Annotated in this window: 15 protein-coding genes; 7 read left to right on the forward strand and 8 right to left on the reverse strand. The window is 66.8% G+C overall.

Translation table 11 applies throughout. From position 1 onward, the window contains the following. Positions 1-30: 30 nt before the first annotated feature. On the reverse strand, positions 31-2,637 hold the full coding sequence (nirB, locus tag DIE11_RS08785; RefSeq protein WP_124622910.1) for a nitrite reductase large subunit NirB: 2,607 nt from the start codon (positions 2,635-2,637) through the stop codon (positions 31-33). A gap of 21 nt (positions 2,638-2,658) precedes the next feature. Beyond that, entirely contained in the window at positions 2,659-3,984 is a 1,326-nt protein-coding gene (locus DIE11_RS08790; protein ID WP_124622912.1) for an MFS transporter, read from the reverse strand. Between the two features lie 679 nt (positions 3,985-4,663). Between DIE11_RS08790 and cobA the strand changes: the two genes are divergently transcribed. The 7 genes from cobA to DIE11_RS08830 all read left to right on the forward strand — a co-directional run bounded on the left by cobA (position 4,664) and on the right by DIE11_RS08830 (position 10,700). After that, on the forward strand, positions 4,664-5,434 hold the full coding sequence (gene cobA / locus DIE11_RS08800) for a uroporphyrinogen-III C-methyltransferase (RefSeq protein ID WP_124622914.1): 771 nt from the start codon (positions 4,664-4,666) through the stop codon (positions 5,432-5,434). A gap of 165 nt (positions 5,435-5,599) precedes the next feature. Further along, entirely contained in the window at positions 5,600-6,196 is a 597-nt protein-coding gene (locus DIE11_RS08805) for an ANTAR domain-containing response regulator (RefSeq protein WP_059600584.1), read from the forward strand. A gap of 5 nt (positions 6,197-6,201) precedes the next feature. Then, the gene (locus tag DIE11_RS08810) at positions 6,202-7,245 is read left to right on the forward strand and encodes a CmpA/NrtA family ABC transporter substrate-binding protein (RefSeq protein WP_124622916.1); all 1,044 of its coding nucleotides are present in this window, start codon (positions 6,202-6,204) and stop codon (positions 7,243-7,245) included. A gap of 145 nt (positions 7,246-7,390) precedes the next feature. After that, positions 7,391-7,990 carry a uracil-DNA glycosylase family protein gene (locus DIE11_RS08815; RefSeq protein WP_124622918.1) on the forward strand — a complete coding sequence of 200 codons (600 nt, stop codon included), beginning with the start codon at positions 7,391-7,393 and terminating at the stop codon, positions 7,988-7,990. A gap of 31 nt (positions 7,991-8,021) precedes the next feature. Beyond that, entirely contained in the window at positions 8,022-8,804 is a 783-nt protein-coding gene (locus DIE11_RS08820) for a YkgJ family cysteine cluster protein (protein WP_124622920.1), read from the forward strand. A gap of 126 nt (positions 8,805-8,930) precedes the next feature. After that, positions 8,931-9,872, forward strand: a complete 942-nt coding sequence (locus DIE11_RS08825; RefSeq protein WP_124622922.1) for a helix-turn-helix transcriptional regulator — start codon at positions 8,931-8,933, stop codon at positions 9,870-9,872. 129 nt (positions 9,873-10,001) lie between these two features. Beyond that, positions 10,002-10,700: a fumarylacetoacetate hydrolase family protein gene (locus DIE11_RS08830; RefSeq protein ID WP_124622923.1), complete on the forward strand. Its 699-nt coding sequence runs from the start codon at positions 10,002-10,004 to the stop codon at positions 10,698-10,700. Between the two features lie 144 nt (positions 10,701-10,844). On the opposite strand, the gene DIE11_RS08835 is transcribed toward DIE11_RS08830, so the two are convergent. The 6 genes from DIE11_RS08835 to ilvB form a co-directional block, all read right to left on the reverse strand. Further along, the gene (locus tag DIE11_RS08835) at positions 10,845-12,146 is read right to left on the reverse strand and encodes an NRAMP family divalent metal transporter (RefSeq protein WP_124622925.1); all 1,302 of its coding nucleotides are present in this window, start codon (positions 12,144-12,146) and stop codon (positions 10,845-10,847) included. Between the two features lie 12 nt (positions 12,147-12,158). Continuing rightward, entirely contained in the window at positions 12,159-12,980 is an 822-nt protein-coding gene (locus DIE11_RS08840; RefSeq protein ID WP_124622927.1) for a universal stress protein, read from the reverse strand. Between the two features lie 481 nt (positions 12,981-13,461). Continuing rightward, positions 13,462-13,863, reverse strand: a complete 402-nt coding sequence (locus tag DIE11_RS08845; protein ID WP_124622929.1) for a hypothetical protein — start codon at positions 13,861-13,863, stop codon at positions 13,462-13,464. Between the two features lie 340 nt (positions 13,864-14,203). After that, positions 14,204-14,545: a hypothetical protein gene (locus DIE11_RS08850; protein ID WP_124622931.1), complete on the reverse strand. Its 342-nt coding sequence runs from the start codon at positions 14,543-14,545 to the stop codon at positions 14,204-14,206. Positions 14,546-14,796: 251 nt separating this feature from the next. Further along, positions 14,797-15,096 (reverse strand): helix-turn-helix transcriptional regulator, encoded by a 300-nt coding sequence (locus DIE11_RS08855; protein ID WP_124622933.1) that lies wholly within the window; start codon positions 15,094-15,096, stop codon positions 14,797-14,799. Between the two features lie 137 nt (positions 15,097-15,233). After that, entirely contained in the window at positions 15,234-17,099 is a 1,866-nt protein-coding gene (gene ilvB, locus DIE11_RS08860) for a biosynthetic-type acetolactate synthase large subunit (protein ID WP_124622935.1), read from the reverse strand. Positions 17,100-17,426 lie beyond the last annotated feature (327 nt).

Consider the following 17,426-nt stretch of genomic DNA (forward strand, 5'->3'; position numbering starts at 1 on the left):
CCTTGGAAAAGACGCTGGTGTCGGTCAGGGTCAAACGGTTGCGGGTTCGGTGGCGGCTTGCGTCGCGCCAACGGCCACCACGGGAATCGACACGGGCTTGCCGCCCGTCCGTTCGCCGGGCGTCGCGGGCCGGATCTGACCGCGCGTCTCGACGAATTCGATGGTCGTGTCCGGCGCGTCGCTGTTCACGAAGTGGCGGAAGCGCTTGCGCGTGTCGGGATCGGTGACGGCCTTCTTCCATTCGCACTCGTAGGTGTCCACCACGTGCTGCATGTCGGCTTCGAGTTCGGCGCCGATCCCGAGCCGGTCGTGCACGACGACGTCGATCAGGTAGTCGAGGCCGCCTTCGAGGTTGTCGCGCCACACGCTCGTGCGCTGCAGCCGGTCGGCCGTGCGCACGTAGAACATCAGGAAGCGGTCGATATAGCGGACCAGCGTGGCACGGTCGAGATCGGACGCGAGCAGTTCCGCGTGGCGCGGCTTCATCCCGCCGTTGCCGCACACGTACAGGTTCCAGCCCTTCTCGGTCGCGATGATGCCGACGTCCTTGCCCTGCGCCTCCGCACACTCGCGCGTGCAGCCGGACACGCCGAACTTGATCTTGTGCGGCGCGCGCAGCCCCTTGTAGCGGTTCTCCAGGTCGATCGCGAGGCCGACCGAATCGTCGACGCCGTAGCGGCACCACGTCGACCCGACACACGACTTCACGGTGCGCAGGGCCTTGCCGTATGCGTGGCCCGATTCGAAACCGGCCGCGATCAGCTCCTCCCAGATCGACGGCAGCTGCTCGACGCGTGCGCCGAACAGGTCGACACGCTGGCCGCCGGTGATCTTCGTGTAGAGCCCGTACTTCTGTGCAACCTGGCCCACCGCGATCAGCCCTTCCGGCGTGACTTCGCCGCCCGGCATGCGCGGCACGACCGAATACGTGCCGTCGCGCTGGATGTTCGCGAGGTAGTAGTCGTTCGAATCCTGCAGCCCCGCATGCTCCTTCTTCAGCACGAATTCGTTGAAGCACGACGCGAGAATGCCCGCCACCGCCGGCTTGCACACGTCGCAGCCGAGGCCGTGGCCATGCTTCGCGAGCAGTTCGTCGAAGGTCGTGATGCGCTCGACGCGGATCAGGTGGAACAGCTCCTGGCGCGAATGCGGGAAGTGTTCGCACAGATGGTTGTTGACCGCGAGACCCTGCTTCTTCATCTCGGCCTTCATGATCTGCGTGACGAGCGGCACGCAGCCGCCGCACGACGTGCCCGCGCCCGTGCACGACTTCAGTGCGCCGAGGCTCGTCGCGCCGTCGGCCACCGCCGCGCAGATCTGCGACTTCGACACGTTGTTGCACGAGCAGATCTGCGCGCCTTCCGGCAGCGCGTCGACGCCGATCGCGGGCTTCGCCACACCGTCCGACGACGGCAGGATCAGGAATTCCGGCGACTCGGGCAGCTCGATGCGGTTCAGCATCATCTGCAGCAGCGTGCCGTATTCGGCCGCGTCGCCGACCATCACCGCGCCGTGCAGGAACTTGCCGCAGTCCGACACCACCAGCTTCTTGTAGACCTGGCGGCGCTCGTCCGCATACTGGTAGGTGCGGCTGCCGGCCGTCGCGCCGTGTGCGTCGCCGATGCTCGCGACGTCCACACCCATCAGCTTCAGCTTGGTGCTCATGTCGGCACCGGCGAACGCGGCGTCGGCCGCATCGGCCGCATCGGTGATACCGCCGCCGAGTTGCTTCGCGACCACGCGCGCCATGTCGTAGCCCGGCGCGACGAGGCCGTACACCATCCCGTTCCAGGCCGCGCATTCGCCGATCGCGTAGATGTCCGAATCGCTCGTGCGGCACGCGTCGTCGATCGCGACGCCGCCGCGCGGGCCGATGTCGAGGCCGCACGCACGCGCCAGCTCGTCGCGTGCGCGGATACCGGCCGAAAACACGATCATGTCGGTGTCGAGATGCGAGCCGTCGGCGAACGCCATCCGGTGCGTGCCTTCCTCGCCGTCGACGATCTCGAGCGTGTTCTTGCCCGTATGCACGGTCACGCCGAGCGCCTCGATCTTCGCGCGCAGCATCCGGCCGCCGCCGTCGTCGACCTGCACCGCCATCAGCCGCGGCGCGAATTCGACGACGTGCGTGTCGAGCCCCATGTCGCGCAGCGCCTTCGCGCATTCGAGGCCGAGCAGCCCGCCGCCGATCACGACACCGCGCTTCGCGTGCGTGCCGCACGCCTGCATCGCTTCGAGATCCTCGATCGTCCGGTACACGAAGCAGCCCGCGCGATCGCGTCCCGGCACTGCCGGCACGAACGGACGCGAGCCCGTCGCGAGCACGAGCTTGTCGTACGCGAGCGTTTCGCCGGACGCGAGCGTGACCGTGTGCGCGGCACGGTCGATCGACGCGACCTGGGCGTTCAGGCGCAGGTCGAACTGCGGATGACGCTCGAAGAAGCCGGGTTCGACGAGCGACAGATCGTCCGCCGACTTGCCCGCGAAGAATTCCGACAGGTGCACGCGGTCGTACGCGGGGCGCGGTTCCTCGCCGAGCACCGTGACCTGCAGCGCGCCCGCCGCGCCGGCTTGCGCGGCGACGCATTCGAGGAGCTTGTGGCCGACCATCCCGTGGCCGATGACGATGAGTTTCATGATGACGTTTCCTTCGGTCGATCAGTTCATGGCGTTCGCGGCGGCCAGCGCGCGGTCGCGCAGCTCGGCCTCGCGTGCCTTGTGTTCTTCGCTGAAGCGCACGGCCATCGCGCACAATGCGGTCGCGGTGACGGCGAGCCCGAGCAGGCTCAGCGTGTGCTGCACGTCGCCGACGCCCTTCAGCAGGAAGGCCGCGGCCACCGCGCCGACGTTGCCGCCCGCGCCGACGATTCCCGCGACGCCGCCGAGCGCCTTGCGGTCGATGAACGGCACGAGCGCATAGGTCGCGCCGCAGGCCATGTGCGTGAAGAGGCCGAAGGTCAGCATCGCGACGAGCGCCATGGCGATGCCTTGCGCATGCGAGAACCAGATCAGCCCGAGCCCTTCGCCGACGATCAGCGCGCACAGCAGCGCCGCGCGCACGTCGAGGCTGCGGCGCGCGGCGATCTTGTCCGACAGCCAGCCGCCGAGCGCGCGGGCAAACAGCGCGAGCAGCCCGAACAGGCCCACCGCGAAACCAGCATCCTTCAGCGACAACTGGAAGTGATCGACGTAGTACAGCGCGGCGATGTTGTGGATGAACACCTCGACGCCGAAGCACGCGCCGTACGTGACGAACAGCATCCACACGCGATAGTTGCCGCACGCGGCGACGAAGCTCGCCCAGCCGCCCTTCTTGCCGCTGTCGACCGTCACGCCCTGCTTGCGCAGCGCGACGAAGTCGCCTTGCGGGCAGTCCTGCGTGAAGCGCCAGTACGCCCAGGCCATCGCGAGCATCGCGACGCCCGGCACGACGAGCGCGATGCGCCACGATGCGTCGTCGCCGAAGCCGAGCATCAGGCCGGCGGCGACCAGGAGCGGCATCATCGCCTGCGTCGCGCCTGCGCCCGCGTTGCCCCAGCCGGCCGTCGTCGCGTTCGCGGTGCCGACCACGTTCGGCGCGAACATCACCGACGTGTGGTACTGCGTGATCACGAAGCCCGCGCCGATCGCGCCGATGCCGAGCCGGCAGATCAGGAACGACAGGTAGTCGTGCGTGAACGACACCGCGAACACGGGGATCGCGCCGAGCAAAAGCAGCCCGGCATACACGCGGCGCGGGCCGAAGCGGTCGCACATCGGGCCGACCAGCAGCCGCACGGCGATCGTCGCGGCCACCGCGGCGATGTTGATGTTCGCCACCTGTGCCGCGGTGAGGTGGAATTCGCGCGCGATCAGCGGCATCAGCGGCGCGCATGCGAACCACGCGAAGAAGCACACGAAAAACGCCATCCACGTCATGTGGAACGCGCGCATCGGCGCGGTGCGGAAGCTGAAGAGATCGATACGGGTAGCTTTGTCGGTCATGTCATCCGCCAAACGAAAAACGGCGTCCTGCACACCCGGTCTCGTCGAGACCCGATGTGTAGGACGCCGTTGCCCATGAAGCCCGTTGCCGGGCGCGTCAGTAATCGGTACTGCGGACGAATCGTCGTTGATCCGCCCGAACCGGCTTATGCAAACGCCGTGCCATGTCGGCCCGAATCGCGCGCGCGGCCCCGCCGCACAAGGCTCGCCGGCCGTCGCGCGCATCGCTGCGGTGCGCCGTGCACGACGCGGCGGGATGCAGCGAGGCACAGATGTGGTGCGCTGCAGCACTGTCGCCGTGCGACATCGCGGTGCGTGCTAACGGGGCGCGATGCACGCCGATACGGCATCGCGTGCGCCGCTGTCCCCCGGCCGTATGCGGGTCGGCATCCATCGTGGCGCGCCATGCAGCGCATATCGCCGTGCATATCGCCCCGCTCGCCGCCAGGCTCGCTCAGGTTGGCCCGGATATTGCTGAATCCTGTGTACACCGGCAACGGCGCCGGTGGGCAGTCCCCGCAAGTCAGGCCCGCCGTCGCAGGCGGGTGCAGCAGACCAGGACAACGACGTCCCCCCGTGTTCGGCACGGCCGGATGCCGTGGTCGCTTCGACCGCCCGCCGCCGCCGCAAGCAACAACGCGTTATCGATCGCCGCACGCACGCGGCACTGGAATACGACATGACGACTGGTAAAGTCACGCTGCTGGGCGCCGGCCCCGGCGATCCCGATCTCCTTACGCTGAAGGCCGTGAAGGCGCTGGCGGCCGCCGACGTGCTGCTGCTCGACGATCTCGTCGCGCCCGGCATCGTCGAACTCGCGCCGCACGCGCGCGTGATCCGCGTCGGCAAGCGCGGCGGCTGCCGCTCCACGCCGCAGGCATTCATCGAGAAACTGATGCGCCGCCATGCGCTGCGCGGCGCGCACGTCGTGCGCGTCAAGGGCGGCGACGCGCTGCTGTTCGGCCGCGCCGGCGAAGAGCTCGCGACGCTGCGCGCCGCCGGGATTCCGGTCGACATCATCAACGGCATCTCGTCGGGATTCGCGGCCGCCGCGAGCCTCGGCATCTCGCTCACGCACCGCGAGCACTGCCAGGGCGTCACGTTCGTCACCGCGCACCGCCAGGACCACGGCGAGCCCGACTGGGCGGCACTTGCCGCAACCGGCACCACGCTCGCGATCTACATGGGCATGAGCCGCGTCGACAGCATCGCGGCGGGCCTGCTCGCCGCATTGCCGGCGTCGACGCCGGCGGCGGCCGTGCAATGGGCCGGCACGCCCGACGAACGCCGCTGGACCGGCACGCTCGGCAATCTCGCGCGCGGTATCGAGGCAGCGCGGCTCGGCAGCCCGGCCGTGATCCTCGTCGGCGGCGCGATCGGGGAAGCGGCCGTGCACGATGTGCCACACGCAGGTGCCGCGATCGAAACGACCTTGTCCCGGGCCGCGTAGCATGCGTGACACCACGCGGCACCGGCCGCCCATCTATCATGAAAGCAGCGGCGCGCCTCGCACCGGCCGCCAGAGCGCCGCACGCGGTGCCGACAGGATGTCCGCACAGGGCCACTGCGCCCGATCCGCGTATCGCGCCGCGATTTTGCCGCCGCCGTTTGCCTCATGAGTACGCCTGCTCCACCCTTGCGCCTGCGCGTGCTGCTCGTCACCGACACCGACAAACCGATCGGCGAACTCGGCGACGCGCTCGCGCGCCTCGGCTACGAGATGCTCAACGACGTCGCGACGCCCGCGCGCCTGCCCGCCGCCGTCGAGGAGCAGCGCCCCGACGTCGTGATCATCGATACCGATTCGCCGTCGCGCGACACGCTCGAGCAACTGGCCGTGATGCACGCGACCGCGCCGCGCCCCGTGCTGATGTTCAGCCACGATGCCGACCAGGCGCTGATTCACGCGGCGGTCGGCGCCGGCGTCAGCGCGTATCTCGTCGAAGGCCTGTCGGCCGAGCGCCTCGCGCCGATCCTCGAGGTCGCGCTCGCGCGCTTCTCGCACGACGATGCATTGCGCCGCCGGCTCGCCGATGTCGAGCGCGAGCTCGCCGAACGCAAGCTGATCGATCGCGCGAAGCGCCTGCTGATGGATCAGCGCAGGCTGTCCGAGCACGATGCGTATGCGTTGCTGCGCAAGCGCGCGATGGATCAGGGCCAGCGCATCGTCGACATCGCGCGGCAACTGCTCGATGCGACCCACCCGTCATGAATGCCATGAAACCTTCGCCTCCCCCCGCGCCGGAACGCGCGCATCTTCGCCTCGGGTTCGTCGCGCTCAGCGACGCCGCCCCGCTGATCGTCGCGCAGCACCTGAATCTCGGCGCACGCCACGGCCTGACGCTGGAGCTGTGCCGCCAGCCATCCTGGGCCGCCGTGCGCGACAAGCTGCTGACCGGCGAACTCGACGCCGCGCACGCGCTGTACGGGCTCGTGTGCGGGCTGCAGGTCGGCATCGGCGGCCCGCAGACCGACATGGCCGCGCTGATGGTGCTGAACCGCAACGGACAGGCGATCACGTTCGCCCGCGGCCTCGCCGACGCGTACCGCGCAAGCGGCGACGTCCGCGCGGCGCTCGCGACACTCGGCCGCAAGCCGCTGCTCGCGCAGACCTTCCCGACCGGCACGCATGCGATGTGGCTGAACCACTGGCTCGCGTCGCACGGCGTCGATCCGCTGCGCGACGTGCGCAGCGTCGTGATTCCGCCGCCCGAGATGGTCGCGGCGCTCGCGAGCGGCGAGCTCGACGGCTTCTGCGCGGGTGAGCCGTGGCACGCGGTGGCCGAAGCATGCGGCGCGGGCCGGACCGTCGCCGTCACCAGTGAGGTCTGGCCCGATCATCCGGAGAAGGTGCTCGCGACCCGGCGCGATTTCGTCGCGCTGTATCCCGCCACCGCGCGTGCACTGATCCGCACGCTCGTCGATGCGTGCGCGTGGCTCGACGATGCCGCGCACCGTCGCGACGCGGCCGACTGGCTCGCGTCGCCCGACGCGCTCGGCGTGCCGGCCCGGCTGATCGCGCCGCGCCTGCTCGGCGACTACGGCGCGGGGCCGTTCGCGCAGCCGCCGCTGCCGATCCGTTTCCACGACGGCGGCGCCGTGAACCGGCCGGATCCACAGGAAGGCCGCTGGTTCCTGTTGCAATACCGGCGCTGGGGCATGCTCGACGGCACGCAGGACGACGCGGCGATCGCCGCGGCGATCGCGCAGACGGCGTTGTATGATGCTGCGGTTGCCGAAGGCGATACGGCGGGCGGGTGATCCCGGCACGGGGTGCCGGGGCCGCCGCGCAACGCCATGCCGTGCCCAGCGAAACGCCTGACGCGATGCGCCGGTCCGCGCCGGCGCGCCGCGCGGCATGGACGCACCTGCGTTTGTGCCGCCGATCCGTCCCCGTTCAGAATCGATGCCGAAACGAATGCGCACGCCGCTCGACGTGCTGCTCACCGAAATCCGCGCGTGCCGCGCCTGCGAAGCCGACCTGCCGCTCGGCCCGCGCCCCGTCGTGCGCGCGCATCGCGACGCCCGCATCCTGATCGTCGGGCAGGCGCCCGGCGCCCGCGTCCATGCGAGCGGCATCCCGTGGGACGATGCGAGCGGCAAGCGGCTGCGCGACTGGCTCGGCGTCGACGCCGACACGTTCTACGACGAGACACGCTTCGCGATCGTGCCGATGGGCTTCTGCTACCCGGGCCGCGGCGCGAGCGGCGACAACCCGCCGCGCCCCGAATGCGCACCGCTGTGGATCGACCGGCTGCTCGCCGAATTGCCGTCGATCCGGCTGACGCTGCTGGTCGGCCAGTACGCGCAGCGGCATTTCCTGCGCGACACGCGCAAGGCGACGCTGACCGACACCGTGCAGGCATGGCGCGACTATGGCCGCGACGTGTTGCCGCTGCCGCATCCGTCGCCGCGCAACCAGGCATGGTTCAAGCACCATCCGTGGTTCGACGCCGAGATCGTGCCCGAACTGCGCCGGCGCGTCGCGCCAATGATCGCCGGCTGACGAAGCCGGTCGCATCCCACTCCCTATCCGAATGACTCAGAACGACATCGACTTTTCATGCACCGGCTGCGGCCGTTGCTGCCACGACCTGCGCATTCCGCTGACCGTCGCCGAGGCCACCGCATGGCTGCGGCGCGGTGGCCACGTGGAGCTGTTGTGCGACGCCATGCCATGGCCCGTCGAACCGGCCCCCGACGACGCGTTCGCCGCGTACAAGCGGGCACGTTCGTCGCCCGCGCTCAGCGGCTCGCTGCCGGTACGCGTCACCACCCTGCTCACCGCGTCGCATGCCGGGCCGTGCCCGAATCTGCTCGACGACCTGCGCTGCGGGATCTACGACGAACGGCCGCTGGTGTGCCGGATCTACCCGGCCGAGGTCAATCCGTTCGTACCGCTGCTGCCGGACGGCAAGCAGTGCCCGCCCGACGCATGGCAGCAGGCGCCGCTCACCCGCGGCGGCACGATCGTCGATGCGCACACGCGCGAAGACATCGCGCGCGCGCGGGCCGCGAGCGAGGCAGAGACGCCGTTGCGCGCGCGACTGTGCGCGGCGCTCGGCATCGATACGGCAGCCGTCGCGAACGAAGGCTTCGCGATTCATGCGCCGCCCGCCGACAGCCTGCTGGCCGCGCTGAGCACGCTCGACGATGCGCGCGCGACGGCCGCCGCCGAGGCCACCCCGACGGCATGGACGCTGCTCACGAATCGCACCGCGACCGCCGACACGCTCCGATCGGTCGGCGCATCCAGCCGGCTCGCGACCGACGAGGCCGGCACGCGCTGCCGCTACCTGGGCTTTCATCCGGCCGCCTGATTGCCCTGTCGCCGGGCGGGCGCGAGCCGCCCGCCCGGCCTGCGCGGCTCGCGCCCACGGATTCCGGCCGCGCCCGGTTCGCTGTACCATCGCGGCTCAACCGCGTCACGAACAGCAGAATCCTTCATGCCATCCACCGCCCCGCCGCGCCTGTACGGGATGCCCGAACGCAGCGACCGGCTCGATTTCTACATCCGCGACCAGGCGTCGCGCCAGGCGATCACCGAGCCGCACCGGCACGCGTATTTCCAGATCCAGTTCAATCTCGGCGGCGACACCGAACAGCGGATCGGCGGCGTCACGCGACCGTTTCCGCGCGGCGCGCTCGCGTTCGTACTGCCGCACCGCGAGCACCTGATTCCGCATCCGGAAGGCGCGCACTTCATCGTGATCAACTTCAGCCAGGCGTTCCTGCGCGCCGATCTCGACGTCGATCCGCTCGATCTCGAGGATGTCCCCGCGCACCGCTTTCCCGAGCTGACGCCCTTCCGCTTCCAGGAACATCTCGACTTCATCCTGACCGGCGACGCCTTCGACGAGGCACGCCGCCTCGCGCTGTGCATGCTCGATGCCGACCGCGTGCGCACCTTCGGCTCGAGCACGTTGCTGCGCGGCTATCTGCTGCAGCTGATCGGCCTCGTCTGCACGCAATACGCGGGCGCGCTCGACAAGCTCGCGCAGCGCGGTGCCCAGCGCGCGGGCCGGCGCGACGCGCTCGCGCGCGTGTTGCGCCACGTGCGCGCGAACCTGACCCGCGAGGACCTGACGCTCGCGGCCACCGCCGAGGCCGCCTTCCTGTCGCCGAACTACCTCGCACACCTGGTGCGCAAGGAAACCGGCAGCACCTTCACCGATCTCGTGACCGAGCGCCGGATCGCGCTCGCGCAATCGCTGCTCGCCCATACGAGCCGGCGCATCGCCGACATCGCGCGCTCCGTCGGCTTTCGCGACGAAGGGTATTTCGCGCGGCGCTTCCGCGCGCGGGTCGGCGTGTCGCCGAAGGCGTACCGGGACGCGAATGCCGCGCTGCCGGCCGGCGACGACGCGCCGGCGGGCGGCGACGCGTAGATTTGTCCGGTTAAAACGCAGTTGCGTCGCATCCGGGCGCGTATGCGTCGGGTATCGTTCCATGCATGCCGGCCCGTGGTGCATTGCGCGGGCGACGGCATCCGTCTTTTCATCGAACGAGGCCATCCGATGTCCGTATACGTCATCGACGCTTCCGAGCGTCCTTCCGTCGAAGTCGATCAGTCGTCCGCGCGCTTTCCGGTGCGCCGCGTCTTCTGCGTCGGCCGCAACTACGCCGACCACGCGCGCGAAATGGGCGCCGATCCCGACCGCGAACCGCCGTTCTTCTTCACGAAGCCGGCCGACGCGATCGTCCCGGCCGCCGGCACCGTCCCCTATCCGCCGCTGACCAGCGACCTCCATCACGAAATCGAGCTGGTCGTCGCGATCGGCAAGGACGGCCGGTCGATCGACCCGGCCGACGCGCTGTCGCACGTGTGGGGTTACGGCGTCGGCGTCGACCTCACGCGCCGCGACCTGCAGGCCGAGGCGAAGAAGCTGAGCCGGCCGTGGGACTGGGCGAAGGGCTTCGATGCGTCGGGTCCCGTGACCGCGCTGCGCGCGGCGACCGCGACCGGCCACCCGGCAAGCGGCCGGATCTGGCTCGCGGTCAACGGCGAAACGCGCCAGCAAGGCGATCTCGCGGACATGATCTGGGCCGTGCCGGACGTGATCGCGTACGTGTCGCGCTCGGTCGAGCTGAAGGCCGGCGACCTGATCTTCACCGGCACGCCGGCCGGTGTCGGCGCGCTGCAGCCGGGCGACCGCGTGACCGGTGGCGTCGATGGCGTGGCGACGTTCGAGTTCGTGATGGGGGCCAAGCCGTAAGGCATCGTGCGGGCGCACGTGACGCGCCGTGACGCGCCGTCCGTCCGACGGCCGTCGCGTCGCATCGTGCCGCGCCTGGCCGATCCGGCTCGCGTGCTGGCGAAAGCCGATGGTCGCAACGTGAACCGAACGTTCACCGCATGGTCAGCCAGGGATGAACATTGCCACGGCCGCCGCCCCCATGATCGCGGTCGCAATCCAGCCAAGGACAATCAGCGGCCGACTCGCCGTGAAAGCGCCCATGACCGATTTCTTCGAGACGAGGATGATGATGACGACCAACAGCGGTACGGCGACCACTCCGTTGATCACCGCGCTCCAGAATAAGGCCTTCATCGGACTGATTGGCGAATACTGGATTCCGAGTCCGGCAAGCACGCTGACGGCGATGATCCCGTAGAACCCGCGCGCATCGCCCACCTTGCGTTCGAGCCCCTCCTTCCAGCCCATCACCTCGGACAGGGCGTACGCGCCGGAACCCGCCAGCACCGGCACACCGATCAGCCCCACGCCGAGAATACCGAGCGCGAAAAGCATGTACGCGAAGTCGCCGGCGAGCGGCCGCAGGGCGCTAGCTGCCTGCGCCGCCGTGTTGATGTCGGTGACGCCAGCCACATGGAGGGTGACGGCGGTCGCAAGAATGATGAAGTACGCGGCGACGTCGGAGTACAGCATGCCGCTCCACGTATCCCACCGGATACGTCGAAGTTCCGCGTCGGCGACACGCGCGTCGCTTACCAGCGGCGCACTGCCGCGGTTCGCCTGCATGTCCTCGACTTCTTCGGAGGCCTGCCAGAAAAACAGGTATGGGCTGATGGTCGTGCCAAAGACACCGACCACCACGGCGGCGGCGCTGGCATTGGGTGTGAACCTGGGCCAGACCGTGCGCAGTGCAACCTGCCCCCACGGAACATGAACCGTAAAGAGAACCGCCGCGTAAGCGAGCAGGGAGACGGTGAGCCACTTCAGGAAGAAGACGTAGCGATGGTAGGGAACGAACATCTGCAGCAGAAGCGTCCCGAACACGAAGAACGCCGTCATGAGGTGACGATCGACACCGGAGACGAGCTCCGCAACCTCGCCCATGGCAGCAACGTCGGCAGCAATGTTGAGCGTGTTCGCAACGAGCAGCAGCAGCACGACGCTCCTCAGCACGCTCGGCGGGAATGCGGTCTTGATGTTGGCCGCGAGCCCTTTTCCAGTGACCCTGCCAAGGTTCGCGCACATCGATTGAACCGCCGCCATCAACGGGTACGCCAGCGGCATCGTCCAAAGCATGTTCAGCCCGAATTGGGCACCCGCCTGGGAATAGGTGGCGATCCCGCTGGGGTCATCGTCGGCGACGCCGGTGATCAGCCCCGGCCCGACCCGGGCTAGCGGGTGCTCCTTCAGACGCCCCCAAAGGCCCCGAAAAACGTGCGTGCGCTGCAATCCTTTGGCGTCCATCCACTCACCTCGTCAATGGGAAACCAGCACGGGTATCTTCGCCGACAGGAGAATGGACTGAGTGACGCCACCGAGGATGAACTCCATCCACATGGGATGCGAGTAAGCGCCCATCACCAGCCAGTCGTATGGCCCGTTCTCAATGTGTTCACGCAGTGAACCATGCTCTTCCGTGGAACGGATCCGAAGTACGGCTGAATCGACAGCGACGGCATGTCGGGTCAGGTGGTCCAGGAGACTTTCCGCGTCGTCCTCGCTGCCCTCCGCCGTCGGAGAAACGAACGCGATGATCCGGACCAACCGCGACAGCCGCAGCAGCGGCAAGGCATCGTGGACGGCCCTCACGGATTCACGGCTGCCATCCCAGGCAACGGCGGCCCTGACCAGTGATGGTGGTGCCGCGGCAGGCACAACCAGGACCGGGCGACCGCATCGGACGGCAACCGAGTGGGCGATCGGCAAGGGATGCGTTTCGGGCGAGCCTTGCCATTCGTCCTGGCCAATGATGACGAGGTCCGCGTAGCGGGCTCGGTCGCTGATGCCTTTGGCTACGTCGCCTTTCGCTTCGAACCAGCATGCATCAGCAAGGCGCGCCACGGCTTCTTCCCTGAAGGCCACCGTTGCCGCGGTGCTGTCCTGTGCCAGCTTCGCGGAGAGATATGCAGTGACTTCCGCCACGCGGGTCGGTTTGTACAGAGGCGGGACCTCCGCCGGCGGGGTCACGTGTATTCCGCTCAGTCGCGCACCGACGCTCATTGCCAAGTCGACGGCGAATTGCACCCTGCGCCGCCCCGACTCGCTCCCGTCTACGTGCACCAGCACATCGCGCAGCATGTCCAGTCTCCCGATTGCTTCCCGGCCCAAGCCGAGGCGGCGGCGCGCCGCTGCGCGGGCAGACGCCAGCGTCGGTCACGGCGCACGGCAGCCTCAAAAACGAGCGATTCCGCTCCGCACATTAAACGTGGCACATCGCATGCGAGCTTTGATGCAGATCACGTTACGTCCCGCATCGAGTCAGGCACTGCGGAACAGCCGCTGTCTTAGCGAGTACCGTTGATTGCCGGGCGGTACAAATGGTTTTGCGTCACCGGAACACCGACGTTCTCGGTGCGGCCCGCGACCATCGCACCGGGGACGCGAAGCCGACGCTCGCCAATTTCGTCGGACCGGCTCGAGCTGGCCGCACGCTGACGCTGGGGCATGTCACAGCCGCGAACTCCCGTTGTCCTTACGCAGTCTCCCGATCATGAAGCGTCGCCTCGCCGGGGAGCCTTTTGCCGTTCGGCCGGGAGGGCTCAGAAAGTCACCGGATACGCTATCCGAACACTCGAGCCCACACCGCCCGAAGACGTCGCGCGCGGTCTTCGAAGAGATATGAGGCCGCCAGTGTCAAGAGACCTGAAATTGCCCCCGTCACGATGTGCTCGACATAGGGGATACGGTAGTGACTCGTGTGCGAGTAGGCGTCGCCTAGCGTTGTCAGCAAGCCAATGATCAGCGCATTGCCGTATCGATGCGCGTAGAGTTTTGACGCAGGCGTGAAAGTCAAAAGTACGGCCAGAAGCCCGGTAAGCAGACCCGTATGCAATGCAATCGTCCAGTGGGCAACGCTCGTAATACTGCCCCAGCTCCCCGGCATGCAGGTCATGCACGCACTGGTCGGCTGCCAGAAACGCTGGATAAATAGCCTTGCACGGTGCTTCCATTCGATTGACATGATGCATTCCCATCAATGCCGTCGTCGCGGCCGACGCCAACGCACGTATCGCTGAAGGAGTTTCCAAACCCTTTGATGAGCTTGCCACCCTCGTCACGGATGGTTGGCGGCGCGCAGCAGAGGCCGAGCAATAACCTGGACATGGGGGAATACTACTCCACGATCAGATGGCCGCTGTTTCGACCGGGGCCGGCATTCAACGCTTGCGCTTATCGGTGTGATCCCGTCCATGACGGGCATCGAGCGATGCGCTTTCGCGCGAAGTCGGCGTCCGGCATCGACCCCGAACGGCCCTTCACCCTTCTCCAATCCGGTCGTTCATTTTGCAATTTCGGCGGATTCAAGGAGCCAGCCGAGAATTATCTGACACGGCGAAAGCCACACACTGGAGGTGACGACAAAGTTCACCAAGACGCTCAATAAACTGGTCGCGAGATGATGTTGACCATGCCTGACCAGAGCGCAGAGCGAGATGCGCGGAACCCACCGGGTCATTCGCCAGGGTGACTTCCAGACTATATTCCTCGCGATTCACGAACAGGCTGGTTGTAGCTCCCGGGAACTTGGCTTCAAAGATTCTCCGCACGGACTCGGCATCGCCCAAAGGGCTTACTTCGCGAACGGCGTTCAGACTTTCCGCATCGAGATTCGTTGGTTTAATGGCGATGATGTCAAAACTCATTACCGGTCCTTGTACGAGTTAGATGATGCAGGCGAGTTCCGAGGTTCTCCGGCGAATTGTCGACGATCTATGCGCCGATGTCGAACGTCCCTTCTTGGCCGAACGCGGCCGTCCGCCGCCCTGCGACGCGCGACCGACGCAGATCGACCCGAAGCGGATCTTCAGTGTACTTGCCTGGAAAGTCCGCAAACAGATGTATAAGAGCCGCCGACGTTAGACACTCGTCTGTCCGCGATGCGCCAACGAACTTGTCAAAGATGCAAGTAGACACGCTTGCCGAACGCGCGTATTACCTCTTCATTACGAGACACAAAAATCCACTGACCCACTCGGTTCGAAACGAGAAGCCCGGCGTCAATCAACGTCGCGATATGTGCAGATACCGTAGACTGCGATAGACCGCTACGTGCATGGATCGCATTCGACGGCACGCCATGACGAAAGTCGACGACTCCTCTCGCGAATCCTCGATCCGGCGTTTTCAGCCACGCCAGAATTTCGCGCCTCAAGGGGTTTGCGAGCGCCTTATGAATCAGATTTTCGTCAATCATGATGTTCGACCAGGATCGGGATAGAAGTCGGCGATATGAAGCAAGGCGGGGGGCCGGCATACGATATGCTCCGCCCCGACCGCTCTGCTTCACGTTCGTGCACGCGTTATGTGCCGCAGCGCCAGAGTGCAGCAGCATCAGAACATATCGGTCCGGTTCGGGGGGCCTTCGTGGTGTGCTCCACGCTCAATGCCCGCTCGGGCCGCGATAAAGGGCCCCGTGACCATCGTCGAATAGCTTTGACCCGGCCCGACCATTGGGAACACATCGGCACCTGGGTCGATCCTTACGTCGAGGAAGGCTGGCCCCTCAAATTCAATGAACGCCCTAAGCTTGGCCTCCAATTCACTGATCGTATCGAGGCGGCAAGCGAATTCGAATCCATCGGCCCGAGCCGCCATCACGAAGTCCTTTCGATGAAGCGCCTTGTCGCTCACGAACATCCGTCCATCAAAGAAGAGCCGCTGCCACTGCCGGATCATCCCGTCGCCGCAGTTGTTGAGAAGCAGCACCTTCACCGGCACACCATACGTACTCGCCGTCTCGAGTTCGCCGACATTCATCCGGATGCTGCCGTCACCGTCGATATCGATTACCAGGGCATCCGGCCTCGCCAACTGCGCACCGATCGCAGCCGGTAGCCCGAAGCCCATCGTACCCATGCTGCCCGATGTGAGGAAGCTGCGGGGCTCGACGAAATCGAAATACTGAGCGGCCCACATCTGATGCTGGCCTACTCCAGTCGTGACGATCGCGCGCCCGCCCGTCATCTCGCTGAGTTTCTCGATCACGTACTGTGGCTGAATCGCTGACTTGTTCCGGTCGAAATTCATCCCGTGGCGGCGCTTGAGTTCCGCGACTCGATCTAGCCAGTCCGCGGAGCTTTGCACGATCCGGTCATGCGTCATCAACGACCGCAACGCGTCCTTCGCATTGCCGATGTGACTCCACTGCGCCCGCTTGACCTTGTTGATTTCCGCCTCGTCGATGTCGATGTGAGCCACATGCCGTGCGCGTGGCGCGAATCGATCAGGGCGGCCGCCCACGACCCGATCGTCGAACCGGGCACCCACTGCGATCAGGAAATCGCAGTCTTCGACCGCGTAGTTCGCGCAGGCGGTGCCATGCATGCCGAGCATGCCGAGCCCCAGCTCATATCGTGCGGGTATCGCACCGATGCCCATCAGCGTGGTCACGACGGGGATCCTGTAGCGCTCGGAAAACCGCAGCAGCTCGCCTGCCGCTTCCGCTGCGACAATGCCGCCGCCCGCATAGAGCAGCGGGCGCCGGCTCTGCGCCAGCAGGTCGAAGAATGCCGCACGCTTGTCGTCGTCCAGACGGGCGCCTTTTGCCACCATTCGAAGTCGATCCGAGTACCCGCGAAACTGCAATGTACCGTGGCCGAGATAAGGTCCCACCCAGTTCTGAACGTCCTTAGGCACGTCGACGACCACCGGTCCCGGACGGCCGGTGCGAGCGATTTCGAATGCGCTTCGCAGCGTCTGCTCCAGCTTCGCCGGATCGGTGACGAGAAAGACCTGCTTTGCGCACGCCGACATGATGTTGAAGACCGGCGCTTCCTGAAACGCATCGGTGCCGACCATTGCGCGCGGAACCTGTCCGCAGATCAGGACGACAGGAACCGAATCCCCGTTGCAGTCGGCGATCGGCGTGACCGCATTCGTCGCGCCCGGGCCGGACGTCACCATGAACACGCCCACTTTTCCGCTGGCACGCGCGTAGCCGGCAGCCATGAAGCCTGCAGCCTGCTCGTTCGCAGGAACGACGAACCGGATCTGGCGCTTGGGGCTTGCCTTGTGCAATTCGTTGAAACGAAACACGGCGTCGTATGTGGGCAGGATTGCACCGCCGCTGTATCCAAACAGCGTATCGACGCCCTGTTCGGCGAGCACCCGCAGGATGATGTCCGCGCCGGACATCAGTTCGCCGGCGTGAGCAGGTGGCGGAAGAATCTGCGACGTAACAGCGGGATTCCGGGACATGGCTGCCTCGTAGGGAAATGGGCGCCGACCGCGTCGGCGACCGATGACGATGAATGATTTGCCTTCCAACTCGAGAACAGCGTGCGTTCCAAACCCGTTCACGGACGATCGTTCCAACGGACTCGTTGTATCAGGCCCGACTCATCGCGCACGTTCGTGCGCGCACATATGAAAGAATTGCGAAGGAGTCGAGATCATTCTGCCAACGATCGAAGCCGTCGGTGCGCGGATGAACCGCGCTTGCAGGCCAAAATGAGCGTTTTCCGGGCCACGGCGGGTTGCGACGCGATGCGTCTGCTCATCGACGCGATGTCCCGGACCGAGCGC

This window comes from Burkholderia sp. Bp9012 (genome assembly GCF_003853825.1).
GTDB lineage: Bacteria > Pseudomonadota > Gammaproteobacteria > Burkholderiales > Burkholderiaceae > Burkholderia > Burkholderia diffusa.